This is a genomic window from Paraburkholderia sp. RHO2 (genome assembly GCF_050955445.1).
Classification (GTDB): domain Bacteria; phylum Actinomycetota; class Actinomycetes; order Mycobacteriales; family Mycobacteriaceae; genus Prescottella; species Prescottella agglutinans_A.
The window spans coordinates 3,667,846-3,683,488 of record NZ_CP162617.1 but is presented as its reverse complement, the minus strand read 5'-3'; the positions used below and the strand labels follow the sequence as shown (position 1 = coordinate 3,683,488).

Below are 15,643 nucleotides of genomic sequence, written 5' to 3'. Positions count from 1 at the left end.
AGCCCCCTCGAGACCAGCAGACAAGACAGGGAGAAGTAAGCAATGGCAGAAGTACTGGTGCTCGTCGAGCACGCCGAGGGTGCGCTCAAGAAGGTCACCACCGAACTCCTCACCGCCGCTCGCGTGCTCGGTGAGCCGTCCGCCGTCGTCGCCGGCCCGGCCGGTACCGCCGGCAAGCTGGCCGACGCGCTGGCCGCCGCCGGTGCCGCGAAGATCTACGTCGCCGAGTCCGACGACATCGAGGGCTACCTCGTGACCCCCAAGGTCGACGTCCTCGCCGGCCTGGTCGAGACCGCCAGCCCGGCCGCCGTCGTCGTGGCCGCCAGCACCGAGGGCAAGGAGGTCGCCGGTCGCCTGGCGGCTCGCATCGGCTCCGGCCTGCTGTCCGACGTCGTCGACATCAAGGCCGACGGCAGCGCCGTCCACTCGATCTTCGGTGGCGCGTTCACCGTCGACGCCAAGGCCAACGGCGAGGTTCCGGTCATCTCGGTCCGCCCGGGTGCCGTCGAGGCCCAGCCGCAGGCCGCTGCCGGCGAGCAGGTCGTCGTCGAGGTTCCGGCGCAGGACGAGAGCGCCGTGAAGATCGTCTCGCGTGAGCCGATCGTCGGTGGCGACCGTCCCGAGCTCACCGAGGCGTCCGTGGTCGTCTCCGGTGGCCGCGGCGTCGGCTCGGCCGACAAGTTCTCGGTCGTCGAGGAGCTCGCCGACTCGCTCGGTGCCGCCGTCGGTGCCTCGCGTGCCGCCGTCGACTCGGGCTACTACCCGGGCCAGTTCCAGGTCGGTCAGACCGGCAAGACGGTCTCGCCGCAGTTGTATATCGCGCTCGGCATCTCCGGTGCCATCCAGCACCGCGCCGGCATGCAGACCTCGAAGACCATCGTCGCGGTCAACAAGGACGAAGAGGCCCCGATCTTCGAGATCGCGGACTTCGGCGTCGTGGGCGACCTGTTCAACGTCGCGCCGCAGCTGACCGAGGCCGTCAAGGCTCACAAGGGCTGATACCGCTCGAGGCTCTCGAAACCCCCGTCACCGGAACCGGTGGCGGGGGTTTCGTGTTCGTTCGGTCTCCGCCGCGCGCGGATGCGTCTCCCGCGCGGGCAATCGTGCGCGCGGGGCGTCAATTCGCGCGCAGCACCGCGCCGGGCGGTCCAGGTCCTGCCACGTCCACCGCACCACGTCCCAGCCGGCGTCGCGGATCCGGTCCTCGCGCTGCTTCTCCGCGAACACCGCGTCGCCCGGATCCTGGCCGGCGCGAAGGTACTTGCCGTACTTGACCTTTCCGTCGAACTCCCCGACCACGCCGGTGTCGGCGAACAGGAAGTCGACGCGTCCGACCGGCAGGCCGTCCGGATCGAGCAGCGAAGCCTGCAGTTCGGGTGCCGGCAGGCCGAGCGCGGCCAGCGCGATCCGACTGCGTGACTCGCCCACGCTCTCGCTGCGGCCGTCGAGAAAGGCGAGTGCGCGCAACGCGGCGGGATGACCGGGCCTCCCCACGGCATACGACAGTGCTTCGGCCACGGCGGCCCGTCGCAGTCCTGCGGAACGCAGGGCCGAGTCGCCCACGGCGACGGCCGACTCGAGCGGCGCGGTCCGGCACAGGTCAGCGACGGTCCGAGCCGCGGACGTGAGCCGGATGCCGTCCAGCACGCCCACGTCCCCGTCCCCGAGCGGTGCGCAGTGCACGTGCAGGTGCCGGGTGCGTCGTCCGCCTCCGGCCCGGTCCCGCGTGACGTGGACGCGGTCGAGTGGGATGTCCCACAGCGAGAAGCCGTGCAGTACCGCCGCGGACTGGTGGCTGACGACCGCGCCGGCGGCCACACCCGGCAGGGTCGCCCGGATCAGTTCCCGGTGTCGTTGCGACGGTTCGAGTCCCGAGTGGGCCGCGTTGCTGAGATACGTGCCCGGACGTAGGCGCCGCAGATCCCCGTTCGTGCAGAGAGTGCGGATCTCGGCGTCGGTGTACCCGCGGGCGATCGCGTCGCGTCGGCGCAGCACCGGCGGTGTCGGCTCGGTCATGGCATCGATGGTCGTCGGTGGTGGGTGCGGAGGGGAGGCCGCGGCGCGGCACGTTCACCGAACCTGCACCGACGCGACACGGAGCCGACGCCCCAGCGCTGCCCACGGTCGATAAACCTGCGCCATGACAACTTCGCCGCTAGTCGAGACCGTCTGTTCCGCGCCGGCGCCCGAGATCTCGGGGCCCCGCTACTCCCTCCTCGTCTCCTCCGACCGTGAACACCGCGAGGCCGCGCAGCGCCTGCGCTACCGCGTGTTTGCCACCGAACCCGGCTTCGTGATCCCGCGGTCGCCCGACGCCCGCGACGTCGACCGGTTCGACGACTTCTGCGACCACCTGCTGGTCCGGGACAACGTCTCGGACGAGTTCGTCGGCTGCTACCGCATGCTGCCGCCGGACGGCGCCCGCGCGGCGGGCGGCTACTACACCGCCACCGAATTCGATCTTTCCGCGCTCGATCCGGCCGCGCACCGGGTCGTCGAGATGGGGCGCGCGTGCGTCGACACGGCGCACCGTTCGGGTTCGGTGCTCGCGCTGATGTGGTCGGGCATCCTCCACTACCTCCAGTTGACGGGCCACGACACGGTCATGGGCTGCGTCTCGGTGCCGATGCAGGATCGGCCGGACGCGGTGGCGGGCGCGAACGTGCGCGCCGTGCGCGACTTCCTGCTCGACCGGCACGCCGCGGACCGTTCGCGGTGGGTGCGGCCGCTGCGCCCGGTCCGGGTGGACGGGCGGTCGCTCGACGACATCGCCGCACCCGCACGTCCGGCGGTGCCGCCGCTGCTGCGCGGCTACCTGCGGCTGGGCGCGAAGATCTGCGGCGAACCCGCCCACGATCCGGACTTCGGGGTGGCGGATTTCGTGGCGTTGCAGAGTCTGCACGGCGCCGACGTCCGCTACCTGGAGCGGCTGCGGCGGGCATCGGCCACCATCGAGGCCGCGGCGTGAGCCACCCTTGGGTGCCGGTCAGCCCGTGTGGAGCGGGGTGTCTGCCGCAGCGGCCCGCGCGGGTGTCGATCCCCGCGGCGTGCGGTCGCTGGATTGCGCTGGTCGCGGTGGCGTCGTGCTCGCTGCTGCTGCCAGTGGTGCGGCTGCTGCCGGCCCGGCGGCGGTGCGCCGTGCACCGGCTGCTCGCGCGGACGGCACTGCGCGGCATCGGGATCCGACTCGACGTGACGGGGCGCGTGGGTGCGGTCGACGGGGGAGTGCTCGTCGTGGCCGGGCACGTGTCGTGGCTGGACGTGCTGGTGCTCGCGGCCGTGCTGCCCGGCCGGTTCGTGGCCCGCGCCGATCTGGTGTCGTGGCCGCTGCTGGGCGTGGTCGCCCGCCGGGCCGGCGTCATCCCCATCGTGCGCGACAGCCTGCGCCGGCTGCCGGCGACGGTCGCGGTGGTGCGGGACCGGCTGATCGCGGGCGAGACGGTGATCGCGTTCCCCGAGGGCACCACGTGGTGCGGTCGGTCGTTCGGTAGGTTCCGGCCGGCGCTGTTCCAGGCCGCCGTGGACGCGGGCCGCCCGGTCCTGCCGCTGTCGGTCGACTACGTCGACGCCTCCGGCGGCCGGACGACCGGTCCGGGATTCGTCGGCGACGAGGGCATCGTGTCCGCGATGCGGCGGGTCCTGCGCAGTCGGGGACTGCGGGCCCGGGTGGTCGTCGGGGCACGTCAGGATCCGGGATCGTGCCGCCGCGAACTCGCGCAGCGGTGTGAGCAGCACGTGCGGCGCACCACCGACCTCGGTGCCCGTCGCCTCCTCGCCGACCTGGAGGGCGGTCGCAGCGAGCACGCCGCGTGATGCGGATGTCCGCCGACGTGCCGGTTCCGGGCGAAGGGCTATCCTTGACGGGCCATGATCTCGTCTGCCCACAGCTCTGCGGTCTACCTCGACCATGCCGCGACCACACCCATGTATCCGGCCACGATCGAGGCGATGACCGAGATCTTCGCCACGGTGGGTAATGCCTCGTCGCTGCACGGTTCGGGCCGCGCGGCCCGGCGCCGGATCGAGGAGTCCCGCGAGTCCATCGCGGCGTGCCTCGGTGCCCGGCCGTCCGAGGTGATCTTCACCTCCGGCGGCACCGAGAGCGACAACCTCGCCGTCAAGGGCATCTTCTGGGCGCGGCGCGACGCCGATCCCAGGCGCACCCGCATCCTCGCGAGCGCCGTCGAACACCACGCGGTGCTCGACGCCGTCGAGTGGCTCGTCGCGCACGAGGGCGCGCAGGTGACGTGGCTGCCGGTGGACGCGAGCGGTGCGGTGGACCCCGAGGTCGTGCGCGCCGAGCTGGCGGTGCACGCGGCGGAGACGGCGCTCGTCACCGTCATGTGGGCCAACAACGAGATCGGCACGATCAACCCGATCGCGCAGATCGCGGCCGTCGCGGCCGAGTACGACGTCCCGGTGCACAGCGACGCGGTCCAGGCCGCGGCGCACCTGCCCGTCGACTTCGCGGCCAGCGGGCTGTCCGCGCTCAGCATCGCCGGGCACAAGCTCGGCGGTCCGCAGGGCGTCGGTGCGCTGCTGCTCGGCCGTCAGGTGCCCTGCGTGCCGCTGTCGCACGGTGGCGGTCACGAGCGGGACCTGCGCTCCGGCACCCAGGACACCGCGTCGATCGTCGGGCTCGCTTCGGCGCTGCGGATCACGACATCGGAGATGGAAGCGCGCGGCGCCGAGCTGATCTCGTTGCGCGACAGCCTGATCGAGGGCGTGCAGCGCATCGCGCCGGACGCGGTCCTCAACGGTCCGGTTGGCGCCGGCAGACTTCCGGGCAACGCGCACTTCACCTTCCCCGGCTGCGAGGGCGACTCGCTGCTGATGCTCCTCGACGTCGCGGGCATCGAGTGCTCGACGGGCTCGGCGTGCACGGCCGGTGTCGCGAGCGCGAGTCATGTGCTGATCGCGATGGGGGTAGACCCCGCCGTCGCGCGCGGATCGCTGCGTTTCTCGTTGGGGCACACGTCAACCGAGCGGGACGTCGAGGCCCTGCTGTCCGCGTTGCCGCAGGTGATCGAACGCGCCCGCGCCGCCGGACTGGCCAGTGCCGGCGCCCGGGGAACCAACGGAGGGGATCGTTAGATGCGAGTTCTGGCAGCGATGAGCGGCGGCGTGGACTCCGCAGTGGCCGCGGCACGCGCGGTGGCGGCCGGCCACGACGTCGTCGGCGTGCACCTGGCGTTGTCGACGGCCCCGGGAACCCTGCGCACGGGCTCGCGCGGATGCTGTTCCAAGGAGGACGCGGGCGACGCCAAGCGGGCGGCCGACGTCCTCGGAATCCCGTTCTACGTCTGGGATTTCGCGGATCGCTTCAAGGAAGACGTGATCGACGACTTCGTCGAGTCGTACGCGGCGGGCGAGACGCCCAATCCGTGCCTGCGGTGCAACGAGAAGATCAAGTTCTCGGCGCTGGCGGACCGGGCGATCGCGCTCGGCTTCGACGCCGTCGCGACGGGCCACTACGCGCGGCTCGAGGACGGCGTGCTGCGGCGCGCGGTCGACGCCGACAAGGACCAGTCCTACGTGCTCGCGGTCCTCACGTCGGACCAGCTGTCGCGGGCGATGTTCCCGGTCGGGGACACCCCCAAGGAGCAGATCCGCGCCGAGGCCGCCGAGCGCGGGCTCGCGGTCGCGAACAAGCCCGACAGCCACGACATCTGCTTCATCCCGTCCGGCGACACCCGCGCGTTCCTGGGCGCCAAGATCGGGATCCGTCCCGGCGCTGTGGTCGACGCCGACACCGGCGAGGTCCTCGCGCAGCACGAGGGCGTGCACGGCTTCACGATCGGCCAGCGCAAGGGCCTCGGTGTGCAGGGCCCGGCGGCGGACGGTCAGCCGCGGTACGTGACCGCGATCGAACCGGAGACGGGCACCGTGCGGGTCGGCTCGGCGGAGCGCCTCAAGGTGTGGACCATCACCGCTGACCGCGCGATCTGGACGTCCGGGCAGTCGCCCGTCGGCCCGGTCGAGTGCGTCGTGCAGGTGCGCGCGCACGGGGGCACCGCCCGCGCGGTCGCCGAGGCAGTCCGGGGCGAGCGAAGCGACGGGGAATGTCACGACGGCGGCATCGTGGTCGAGTTGTCGGAGCCGCTGACCGGCGTCGCGAAGGGGCAGGCCGTCGTGCTGTACCGCCCGGACGAGGCCGGCGACGTCGTGATCGGCAGCGGCACCATCTCGGGCACGGGCACCGGCTCGCCGTCGGATCGGCCGTGACGGACGCGCGGATCCCCGTCGGTGTCGCGACGGGTGTCGGATCCTGGCCGGGCACCGATCCCCGTGCGGCCGCCGAGATCGTCGTCGGCGAACTGCCGGCGCTGCCGCACCTGGTGGAGCTGCCGGCGCGGGGCATCGGCGCGGACATGATCGGCAGGGCGGCGGCGCTGCTGGTCGACATGCCGCTCGACACCTCCACCACCGGGTACCGCCTGGCCCAGCGGGTCGGCGCGGCCACCCGCACGGCGCGGGACCTGCTGGCCCGCGACCTCGACGCGTTCGAAGAGGCGTGGGAGCTGGCCGGACGGCGCGGCACCGACCAGCCCGTGAAGGTGCAGGCCGTCGGCCCGCTGACCGTCGCGGCGCAGGTGGAACTGTTCGGTGGTCACCGGGTTCTGACCGATCGCGGCGCGCTGCGCGACGTCGCGGAGTCGCTGGCCGAGGGGATCGCGACGCACGTCGCCGACGCCGCCCGACGGCTCGAGTCGCCCGTCGTGGTCCAGCTCGACGAGCCCGCGCTGCCGGCGGTTCTCGCCGGTTCGCTGCCCGGCGTGTCGATCCTGCAGGCGCCGCCCGCACTGCCGGAGCCCGAGGCCCTGCACCTACTGCAACAGGCGATCGAACGCATCGGTGCACCGGTCCTGGTGCACTGCTGCGGGGCCGACGTACCGTGGGATCTGCTGCGCCGCAGCGGTGCCGCGATGGTCGGCTTCGATGTGAGCGCACTGCGCACGTCGGATCTGGACGGCGTCGGGGAACTGCTCGACGCGGGTGTCGACCTGGCCCTCGGTCTGGTCCCCACGACCGCGCCGGACCGCGCGCCGGGGTGGCGGGAACTGGCCGAACCGGCGACCCGACTGCTGGACCGGCTCGGATTCGACCGCACCCTGCTGTCGTCGCGGGTGACCGTGACGCCGAACTGCGGCCTGGCGGGGGCGGGAATCGAGTGGGCCCGTGCGGCGCTGCGCGCGGCGAACGAACTGACCCGCGCGTTCGCTGACGGTGCGGACCCGTCCGCGATGCCCTGAACGGGTGTTCGCGGCCGCGAAAACTGTCGCCAGGCTGCGATAACCTTCCCAGGTGGACCAGAACGAAGCCGTCACCGCCATGACCAACCCGTCCGACGCCGTGGTGGAGCCCGCGAGCGCCGAGGATCGCGAACGCTGGCTGGAACTGGCCGAGATCGTGCGCAATCACCAGTTCCGGTACTACGTGCTCGATTCGCCGATCATCTCCGACGGCGAATTCGACCAGCTTCTCGGTGAACTGAACGCCCTCGAGGAGCGCCACCCGGATCTGCGGACGCCGGACTCGCCGACGCAGCTCGTCGGCGGTGGGTTCTCGACCGAGTTCACCGCGGTCGATCATCTCGAGCGAATGCTCAGTCTCGACAACGTCTTCGACTACGACGAACTGCGCACCTGGGCGAGTCGCGTCGAGGTCGAAACGGGTCCCGACCTGCACTACCTGTGCGAGGTCAAGATCGACGGCGTCGCGCTCAACCTCGTGTACGAGAACGGCAAGCTGGTCCGCGCCGCGACGCGTGGTGACGGGCGCACCGGCGAGGACGTGACGCTCAACGCGCGCACCATCGCCGACATCCCCGAAACCCTCACGCCCAGTGGCGAATACCCCATCCCGGCGTTGCTCGAGGTGCGCGGCGAGGTGTTCTTCCGGCTCGAGGACTTCGCGGCCCTGAACGCCTCGCTCGTTCAGGACGGCAAGGCGCCCTTCGCGAATCCGCGCAACTCCGCGGCCGGCTCACTGCGACAGAAGAACCCGGCCGTGACGGCCCGCCGCCGGCTCGGCATGATCTGCCACGGCCTCGGCCGCACCGAGGGATTCGACCCCGTCGGGCAGTACGACGCGTACACCGCCCTCGCGGCGTGGGGGCTGCCGGTGTCGACGCACACGTCACGGGTCGTCGGAATCGATGCCGTGGTCGACAAGGTCAAGTACTGGGACGAGCACCGTCACGACGTCGAGCACGAGATCGACGGCCTGGTGGTCAAGGTCGACGAGATGTCGCTGCACCGGCGTCTCGGTTCCACGTCCCGGGCCCCGCGCTGGGCGGTCGCGTTCAAGTACCCGCCGGAGGAGGCCACCACCAAACTGCTCGACATCCGCGTCAGCGTCGGCCGCACCGGACGCGTCACGCCGTTCGCGTACATGGAGCCGGTGCTGGTGGCGGGCTCGACGGTGTCACTCGCGACGCTGCACAACGCGTCCGAGGTGAAGCGCAAGGGTGTGCTGATCGGCGACACCGTGGTGATCCGCAAGGCCGGCGAGGTGATCCCCGAGGTGCTCGGCCCCGTCGTCGACGTCCGCGACGGCAGCGAGACCGAGTTCGTGATGCCCACCGAGTGCCCGGAGTGCGGCACCACCCTCGCGCCTGCCAAGGAGGGCGACGCCGACATCCGCTGCCCCAACCAGCGCTCGTGCCCGGCGCAGTTGCGCGAGCGGGTGTTCCACGTCGCGGGCCGTGGCGCGTTCGACATCGAGGTGCTCGGCTACGAGGCGGCCACCGCGCTGCTGCAGGCCGGGGTGATCCGCGACGAGGGCGATCTCTTCTCGCTCACCGAGGACGACCTGCTCGAGGCGCCGCTGTTCCGGACCAAGGCCGGAAACCTGTCCGCCAACGGCCGTCGACTGCTCGACAACCTGGGTGCGGCCAAGCAGCAGCCGCTGTGGCGGGTGCTGGTCGCGCTCTCGATCCGGCACGTGGGCCCCACGGCGGCGCGGGCCCTCGCGAGCGAGTTCGGCAGCCTCGAGCGGATCGAGAATGCGGGCGTCGAGGAGTTGGCGGCGGTGGACGGCGTCGGCGGCACCATCGCCGCCGCGGTCGTCGACTGGTTCGGCGTCGACTGGCATCGCGACATCGTCGAGAAGTGGCGGGCCGCGGGCGTGACGATGGAGGACGAGCGCGACGAGTCGATCGTGCGCAACCTCGAGGGCCTGTCCATCGTGGTCACGGGTTCGCTCGAGGGCTTCACCCGCGACGAGGCGAAGGAGGCGATCCTGATCCGCGGCGGCAAGGCGGCCGGGTCGGTGTCGAAGAAGACGGCGTTCGTCGTGATCGGTGACGCCCCGGGCTCGAAGGCGGCCAAGGCGGAGGAACTCGGCGTGCCGATCCTGGACGAGGCGGGTTTCCGTCGTCTTCTGGAAAACGGACCGGACGGAATCTGAGAAAACCACCGGCACGGTGCAGAAGCACAGTGCGACAGCAACATTCACACTGTCGCGCGGCGCTTGTCTACGTGATGAACGCCACGTCTACGACGGCCGGTCGTTGACGACTGGTCCCGGTGGCCGGAAATCGGGCCCCGCGGGCCCTGGGGTCGAATGTGGCGCCGAGTCGCGTCGACGCTGGTGGGGGTCGGTGCGGGCACGGTTGCGCCGGCGCGGCGGCGGTCCGGGTCGGTGGCGATGTGGCCGACGATCGTATTCGCCGGAAATGTGGCGCGAGTCTCAAATCGGCTTCTGAATCGGTTTTCCGGCCGGGGCCAGCGGCTGACATAGTGACGCCATGATCGATATCCGACCCGCTACCCCTGCCGACTACGAGATCGTCGGCGAACTGACCGCCGACGTCTACATCGGTGGCGGCTTCGTATCGGTGACGGACACGTACGCCGACAGCCTGCGCGACACCGCATCCCGTGCCGAGCAGGCCGATGTCGTGGTGGCCGAGGTCGACGGCGAGATCGTCGGTTCGGTGACCATCGCCGAGCCGGCGTCACCGTTCGCCGACGTCGCCGAGAAGGGCGAACTCGAGTTCCGCATGCTCGCCGTTTCGGAGACGGCGCGCGGCAAGGGCGTCGGATCGGCGCTGGTGCGCCACGTGCTCGACGTCGCCTACGAGCGCGGCGACCGTGCCGTCGTCATCTCGACGCAGTCCGACATGGTCGACGCCCGCCGGATCTACGACCGTAACGGCTTCGTGCCGGTCCCGGAGCGTAACTGGGAGCCCGTGCCCGGTGTGGAGCTCACGGCGCTGGTGCGCGAACTCGTCTGAGAAGGACTCTCCCGACTGTCGGACCGTTACCCGAGGACGGTGGCGAGGATGCCGGTCAGGTAGCCGAGCCGCGCCACCTCCGAGGGGCGGAAGTCGGGGCCGCCGGGCCGGCCCAGCAGCAGCGCCCGGCCGGTGGAGCCGAGCGGCGCCGCGGCGAGGGTGGTGTCCATGTCCCGCCACGTCTGCGGCACCCAGTCCTCGTCGCCGTGGAGCACCGTCGCCTTCTTCAGCGGCATCCACGGCGCGTCGCCGGCGTGGGTCTCCGGGGCGCCGGGGCTGCCGACCACCCGGAAGGCGCCGTGGGGGCCGGTGTCCATCACCGTGCACCACCCCACCCGCAGCACGCGCGGCGCGTTGTCGACCAGCACCTGGAGCCGGTCGGAGCGCGCGGTCGCGACGTGGTCGATGAGCTCGAGCTCGCGGTGGGTGTCGAGGATGCCGGAGTAGGGGCGGATCGAGTCGACGTGGACGTCCGCCAGCTTCTCGGCCGCCGTGATGAGCGTGTCCGGCAGCGATCCGGCCTCGACGTCGACCACCAGATCGTCCACCGCGTATCCCGCACCCCGCTCGACGACGTCCAGCGAGAGGATGTCGGCGCCGACGGAACCGAGCGCGACGGCGAGTGCGCCGAGGCTGCCGGGCCGGTCGGGAAGCTGGACGCGGAGCAGGTAGGACACGGGTGACCTTTCCAGTCGTTCGAAGCCTCGGGTTCGATGCCGAGTTCGGTGCCGAAGAAGGGACACGGTGCGGGCCCCCGCCTCCTCCATCCTTTCACTCCCGGTCTGCGCCCGCTGGGGTGACGGGCTGCACGACCGATCCGGCCACGCTCTAGGCTGGTCGGGAACGAACACTTCCGACCTGAAAGGGGTCACCGAAGGTGCCTGCCATCTCCCGTGACGAGGTCGCCCACCTCGCCCGGCTGTCCCGGCTCGCCCTGACCGACGCCGAACTCGACGAGTTCGCCGGTCAGCTGGATTCGATTCTCAGCCACGTGAAGGCGGTGTCGGAGGTCGCGGCAGATGATGTCCCGCCCACCGCGAACCCCAACCCGATCTCGAACGTGACCCGGCCGGACGTCATCGTCCCGGGCCTCACGCCGGAGCAGGCGCTGTCGGGCGCCCCGGCCGTCGAAGAGGATCGGTTCGCCGTTCCGCAGATCCTGGGAGAGGGCGAATGAGCACCGATCTGACTCGTCTCGACGCGTCCGAACTGGCGTCGAAGATCCACTCCCGCGAGGTCTCCTCGGTGGAGGTCACGCAGGCGCACCTCGACCGGATCGCGAAGGTCGACGGCGAGCTGCACGCCTTCCTGCACGTCGCGGGCGAGCAGGCGCTGGTCGCCGCCAGGGAGGTCGACTCCGCGATCGCTGCCGGTGAGAAGCCGGCGTCGGCACTCGCGGGCGTGCCGATCGCGCTCAAGGACGTCTTCACGACCACCGACATGCCGACGACGTGCGCGTCGAAGATCCTCGAGAACTGGGTGTCGCCCTACGACGCGACGCTCACCACCAAGCTGCGCGAGGCGGGCATCCCGATCCTCGGCAAGACCAACATGGACGAGTTCGCGATGGGCTCCTCCACGGAGAACTCCGCGTACGGCCCCACCCGCAATCCGTGGGACCCCACCCGTATTCCGGGCGGTTCCGGCGGCGGCTCCGCGGCCGCGCTCGCGTCGTACGAGGCGCCGCTCGCGATCGGCACCGACACCGGCGGGTCGATCCGTCAGCCCGCCGCGGTCACCGCGACCGTCGGCACCAAGCCCACCTACGGCACGGTCTCGCGCTTCGGTCTGGTCGCGTGCGCGTCGTCGCTCGACCAGGGCGGCCCGTGCGGTCGCACCGTGCTCGACACGGCGCTGCTGCACGAGGTCGTCGCCGGCTACGACCCGCGCGACTCCACGTCGGTGAACGAGCCGGTCCGCCCGGTCGTCGAGGCGGCCCGTCAGGGTGCGACCGGTGACCTCGAGGGCGTACGCGTCGGCGTCGTCAAGGAGCTGCGATCGGACAGCTACCAGCCCGGCGTCATTGCGTCGTTCGACGCCGCGGTCGAGCAGCTGACCGCGCTCGGCGCCGAGGTGGTCGAGGTCTCGTGCCCCAACTTCGAGTACGCCCTCGCGTCGTACTACCTGATCCTGCCCAGCGAGGTGTCCTCGAACCTCGCGCGCTTCGACGCCATGCGTTACGGCCTGCGCGTCGACGACGGCGACATGAGCGCCGAGCAGGTCATGGCCGCGACGCGCGCCGCCGGCTTCGGCAAGGAAGTCAAGCGCCGCATCATGATCGGCACCTACGCGCTGTCGTCGGGCTACTACGACGCCTACTACGGTTCGGCGCTCAAGGTTCGCACGCTGATCGCGCGCGACTTCGACGCCGCATACGAGAAGGTCGACGTCCTGGTGTCGCCGACGAGCCCGTTCACGCCGTGGAAGCTGGGCGAGAAGGTGAACGACCCGCTGGCGATGTACCTCTCCGACCTGTGCACGCTGCCGACCAACCTGGCCGGCCACTGCGCGATGTCGGTGCCGTCGGGTGTGTCCGCGGACGACGGCCTGCCCGTCGGCCTGCAGATCATGGCCCCCGCCCTGGCGGACGAGCGCCTGTACCGCGTGGGCGCCGCCTACGAGGCCGCGCGCGGCCCGATCGCCTCGCCCGTCGCCTAGAGCCCGAGCGTTCGACAGCCCGGATCCGGACATCGGATCCGGGCTGTCGCGCGTTCGGCGGGACTACGCTGCGTGGCATCGGCAAGTGGCACAGGACGCGGACGCACGAGGAGGCCCCGGTTGGCACAACCGTCGATCACGATCATCGGCGCCGGGTTCGGTGGGCTGACGATGGCGCTCGAACTGCGCCGCGCCGGACTCACCGACATCACCCTCCTCGAGCAGGGCGACGACGTCGGCGGGGTGTGGCGTGACAACACGTATCCCGGTGCGGCGTGCGACGTGCCGTCGCCGCTGTACTCGATCTCGTCCGAGCCCAATCCCGAGTGGGCGCGCCGGTTCGCGGAGCAGCCCGACATCCTGGCGTATCTGCGCGGCATCGCCGACCGGCACCGCCTGCGGTCGCTGATCCGGTTCGGGGTCGCGGTCACCGCGGCGGAGTTCGACGAGCACACGAACCGATGGTCGGTGCACACGGCCGACGGTGAGGTGATCGAGTCCGACGTCCTGGTCACCGCGGTGGGACAGTTGTCGCGGCCGGCGCTGCCCGACATCGCCGGCCGGGAGACGTTCGCCGGCCCGGCGTTCCACTCCGCCGAGTGGGACCACGACGTCGACCTCGCGGGCAAGCGTGTCGCGGTGATCGGCACCGGGGCCAGCGCGATCCAGTTCGTGCCGGCGATCGCCCCGGACGCGGGCCGGCTGACCCTGTTCCAGCGCTCGGCGCCGTGGGTCCTCCCGAAACCCGACCGCGTGTACCACGACTGGCACCACCGGATCTTCCGGTCGGTGCCCGCGACGTTGCGCGGTGAACGCTTCCTCACCTGGGGGATCTTCGAAGTGCTGACCGTCGGTCTGCTCCATACCCCGCAGCGCGGGGGATTCGCCGGTGCGCTGGCCCGGCGGCACCTCGAGAAGCAGGTCACGGACCCCGTGCTGCGCGCCGCGCTGACACCCGACTACGAGCCCGGCTGCAAGCGGATGCTGCTGTCCGACGACTACTACCCGGCGCTCACTCGCGACAACGTCGACCTCGTCGTCGACGGCATCGACCGCATCGAACCCGACGGCGTGCGGACGGCCGACGGGACCCTCCATCGGGCCGACGTCATCGTCTACGGAACCGGTTTCGCCGCAACGGATTTCCTCGCCCCGATGACCATCCGGGGCCGCGGTGGCCGGACCCTGGGCGAGGCCTGGTCGGACGGGGCCCGGGCCTACCTCGGGATCACCACGGCCGGGTTCCCCAACTTCTTCATGCTGTACGGACCCAACACCAATCTCGGTTCGGGATCGATCGTGTACATGCTCGAATCGCAGGCCCGGCACATTGCCGGTCTCGTCGGGTGGCTCGTCGAGCAACCGGGCTGTGCCGTCGAAGTCGACGCCGGCGTCGAGCGTCGGTTCGACGAGCGCATCCAGCGCAGGCTCGGGGATTCGGTGTGGAGCCTGTGCAACAGTTGGTACCGCACCGCGTCGGGCCGGATCACCACCAACTGGCCCGGCACCGTCACCGCCTATCGGCGGCGCACGCGACGACCGGACCGTCGCGACTACCGGCTGCGGACCGTCACGCTTCGGGCCCGAACCAGCGGCGACGTCGTATGATCGCGAAATCCGCTTTCTCCTTTGCGAATTCGGTGGACGGCCCGTAGAGCGGTGCCACCGGTTCGGGGCCGGAGAGGAAGTCCGCATCCACCTTGCCGACGAGGCCGCCGCCGAACTCGATGTAGCACGATCCCTGGCCGCGGAACTTCTCCGGCGGGTCCGTGCCGCGCAGTCGGGCGATGATGCCCTCGGCGACGGTGCGGGCGGCGTTCTCGGCGAACACGCCGGCCCGCGGGGTGGGGGCGTCGGCGCAGTCACCGACGGCGTAGACGCCGGGATACGGCGTGGCCAGGGTCTCCGGATCGACGTGCACCCAGCCGTCGGCGCCGCCTTCGGTGAGCCCGGACTCCTCGACGACGTCCGGTACTCGGTGCCGGGGAATCCCGATGAACAGGTCGTAACCGAGCTCGCCGTCACGCGTGGTCGCTACGTGCCGGTTCGGGTCCAGTTCGTGGACACGTATGCCGGGCGAGTGCTCGATTCCGCGCTCGGTGAGTGCGCCGACGATCGCCTCGGACGTGGGTACCGACACCGGGATCGGTGCGGGCATCGGTGTGACCACATGGATGCTCGTGTCCGACCGCACGCCCCGCCGGGTCAGGGTGTCGTGCAGCATCAGCGCGCCCTCGTAGGGCGCCGGGGGGCACTTGAACGGCACACTCAGGACGCCGATCAGGACCGTTCCGCCGGTGAACCCGTCGAGCCGGTCACGCAGGCGGCATGCGCCGTCGATGGAGTAGTACTCGTGACCGTCCTCGACGAAACCTGGTGTCGCGGCGAAGTCGTAGTCGGCGCCGAGTGCCACCACCAATGTGTCGGGCCGGTATTCGGTGCGGTCGGTGCGGACGCTCCGAGTCGACGGGGCGATCGACGTGACCCGCTCCTGGTGGAACTCCACGCCCGGATGATCGATCGCGGAATACGGGATCTTGACGGACCCTGGGTCGGTGCCGCGAAACAGCACATCGATCTTGGAGAAGCCGAATGCGAAGGAAGGACTCTGATCGACGAGGTCGACCCGGACCTCCCCGGCGAGCGACTCGGACAGATTCGCAGCCAGCTCCAGCCCTCCGAAACCGGCCCCGAGGATGAGTACGGAGTGCATGTCCTCAGTATCGGCGCGCTCAACGGCGCGAA

The 15,643-nt window shown here is 71.1% G+C and carries 14 protein-coding genes; 11 read left to right on the top strand and 3 right to left on the bottom strand.

The annotated features are described in order from the left end of the window. The first annotated feature begins 42 nt into the window (after positions 1-42). Entirely contained in the window at positions 43-999 is a 957-nt protein-coding gene (locus ABTV10_RS17130) for an electron transfer flavoprotein subunit alpha/FixB family protein (RefSeq protein ID WP_499028757.1), read from the top strand. A gap of 27 nt (positions 1,000-1,026) precedes the next feature. On the opposite strand, the gene ABTV10_RS17125 is transcribed toward ABTV10_RS17130, so the two are convergent. Then, positions 1,027-2,016, bottom strand: a complete 990-nt coding sequence (locus ABTV10_RS17125) for a type IV toxin-antitoxin system AbiEi family antitoxin domain-containing protein (RefSeq protein WP_499028755.1) — start codon at positions 2,014-2,016, stop codon at positions 1,027-1,029. A gap of 124 nt (positions 2,017-2,140) precedes the next feature. Here ABTV10_RS17125 and ABTV10_RS17120 point away from each other — a divergent pair, with 124 nt between their 5' ends. The 7 genes from ABTV10_RS17120 to ABTV10_RS17090 all read left to right on the top strand — a co-directional run bounded on the left by ABTV10_RS17120 (position 2,141) and on the right by ABTV10_RS17090 (position 10,240). Beyond that, positions 2,141-2,968 (top strand): GNAT family N-acetyltransferase, encoded by an 828-nt coding sequence (locus ABTV10_RS17120; protein ID WP_499028754.1) that lies wholly within the window; start codon positions 2,141-2,143, stop codon positions 2,966-2,968. Next, positions 2,965-3,813, top strand: coding sequence for a lysophospholipid acyltransferase family protein (locus ABTV10_RS17115; protein ID WP_499028752.1), 849 nt, complete (start codon positions 2,965-2,967; stop codon positions 3,811-3,813). The genes ABTV10_RS17120 and ABTV10_RS17115 overlap by 4 nt, the downstream gene beginning before the upstream one ends. Positions 3,814-3,867: 54 nt before the next feature. Continuing rightward, positions 3,868-5,094: a cysteine desulfurase family protein gene (locus ABTV10_RS17110; protein WP_499028750.1), complete on the top strand. Its 1,227-nt coding sequence runs from the start codon at positions 3,868-3,870 to the stop codon at positions 5,092-5,094. After that, positions 5,095-6,225, top strand: a complete 1,131-nt coding sequence (gene mnmA / locus ABTV10_RS17105; RefSeq protein WP_499028749.1) for a tRNA 2-thiouridine(34) synthase MnmA — start codon at positions 5,095-5,097, stop codon at positions 6,223-6,225. Beyond that, positions 6,222-7,253, top strand: a complete 1,032-nt coding sequence (locus ABTV10_RS17100) for a methionine synthase (protein ID WP_499028748.1) — start codon at positions 6,222-6,224, stop codon at positions 7,251-7,253. The genes mnmA and ABTV10_RS17100 overlap by 4 nt, the downstream gene beginning before the upstream one ends. Positions 7,254-7,305: 52 nt before the next feature. After that, positions 7,306-9,411, top strand: coding sequence for an NAD-dependent DNA ligase LigA (gene ligA, locus ABTV10_RS17095; protein WP_499028746.1), 2,106 nt, complete (start codon positions 7,306-7,308; stop codon positions 9,409-9,411). Between the two features lie 340 nt (positions 9,412-9,751). Then, on the top strand, positions 9,752-10,240 hold the full coding sequence (locus tag ABTV10_RS17090) for a GNAT family N-acetyltransferase (protein WP_433605805.1): 489 nt from the start codon (positions 9,752-9,754) through the stop codon (positions 10,238-10,240). Between the two features lie 26 nt (positions 10,241-10,266). Here ABTV10_RS17090 and ABTV10_RS17085 read toward each other — a convergent pair whose 3' ends face one another. Next, positions 10,267-10,917, bottom strand: a complete 651-nt coding sequence (locus tag ABTV10_RS17085) for an ACT domain-containing protein (RefSeq protein WP_499028745.1) — start codon at positions 10,915-10,917, stop codon at positions 10,267-10,269. Positions 10,918-11,117: 200 nt separating this feature from the next. On the opposite strand from ABTV10_RS17085, the gene gatC reads away from it, so the two are divergent. The 3 genes from gatC (at position 11,118) to ABTV10_RS17070 (ending at position 14,506) form a co-directional block, all read left to right on the top strand. Beyond that, entirely contained in the window at positions 11,118-11,417 is a 300-nt protein-coding gene (gene gatC, locus ABTV10_RS17080) for an Asp-tRNA(Asn)/Glu-tRNA(Gln) amidotransferase subunit GatC (protein WP_127914347.1), read from the top strand. Continuing rightward, a complete protein-coding gene (gene gatA, locus ABTV10_RS17075; protein ID WP_499028743.1) occupies positions 11,414-12,898 on the top strand; it encodes an Asp-tRNA(Asn)/Glu-tRNA(Gln) amidotransferase subunit GatA in 1,485 nt (494 codons plus the stop codon). Before gatC ends, gatA begins: the two co-directional genes overlap by 4 nt. A gap of 120 nt (positions 12,899-13,018) precedes the next feature. Beyond that, complete coding sequence (locus tag ABTV10_RS17070; protein WP_499028742.1) at positions 13,019-14,506, top strand: flavin-containing monooxygenase; 1,488 nt, start codon at positions 13,019-13,021, stop codon at positions 14,504-14,506. On the opposite strand, the gene ABTV10_RS17065 is transcribed toward ABTV10_RS17070, so the two are convergent. Further along, on the bottom strand, positions 14,469-15,611 hold the full coding sequence (locus tag ABTV10_RS17065) for an NAD(P)/FAD-dependent oxidoreductase (protein ID WP_499028740.1): 1,143 nt from the start codon (positions 15,609-15,611) through the stop codon (positions 14,469-14,471). The genes ABTV10_RS17070 and ABTV10_RS17065 overlap by 38 nt on opposite strands. Between the last annotated feature and the right edge of the window lie 32 nt (positions 15,612-15,643).

Excerpts from the sequence above, each read along its gene's own strand:
- gatA (WP_499028743.1), top strand. The coding sequence starts at position 11,414 with ATGAGCACCGATCTGACTCGTCTCGACGCGTCCGAACTGGCGTCGAAG.
- ABTV10_RS17120 (WP_499028754.1), top strand. The coding sequence starts at position 2,141 with ATGACAACTTCGCCGCTAGTCGAGACCGTCTGTTCCGCGCCGGCGCCC.
- ABTV10_RS17125 (WP_499028755.1), bottom strand. The coding sequence starts at position 2,016 with ATGACCGAGCCGACACCGCCGGTGCTGCGCCGACGCGACGCGATCGCC.
- ABTV10_RS17065 (WP_499028740.1), bottom strand. The coding sequence starts at position 15,611 with ATGCACTCCGTACTCATCCTCGGGGCCGGTTTCGGAGGGCTGGAGCTG.
- ABTV10_RS17090 (WP_433605805.1), top strand. The coding sequence starts at position 9,752 with ATGATCGATATCCGACCCGCTACCCCTGCCGACTACGAGATCGTCGGC.
- ABTV10_RS17130 (WP_499028757.1), top strand. The coding sequence starts at position 43 with ATGGCAGAAGTACTGGTGCTCGTCGAGCACGCCGAGGGTGCGCTCAAG.
- ABTV10_RS17110 (WP_499028750.1), top strand. The coding sequence starts at position 3,868 with ATGATCTCGTCTGCCCACAGCTCTGCGGTCTACCTCGACCATGCCGCG.
- mnmA (WP_499028749.1), top strand. The coding sequence starts at position 5,095 with ATGCGAGTTCTGGCAGCGATGAGCGGCGGCGTGGACTCCGCAGTGGCC.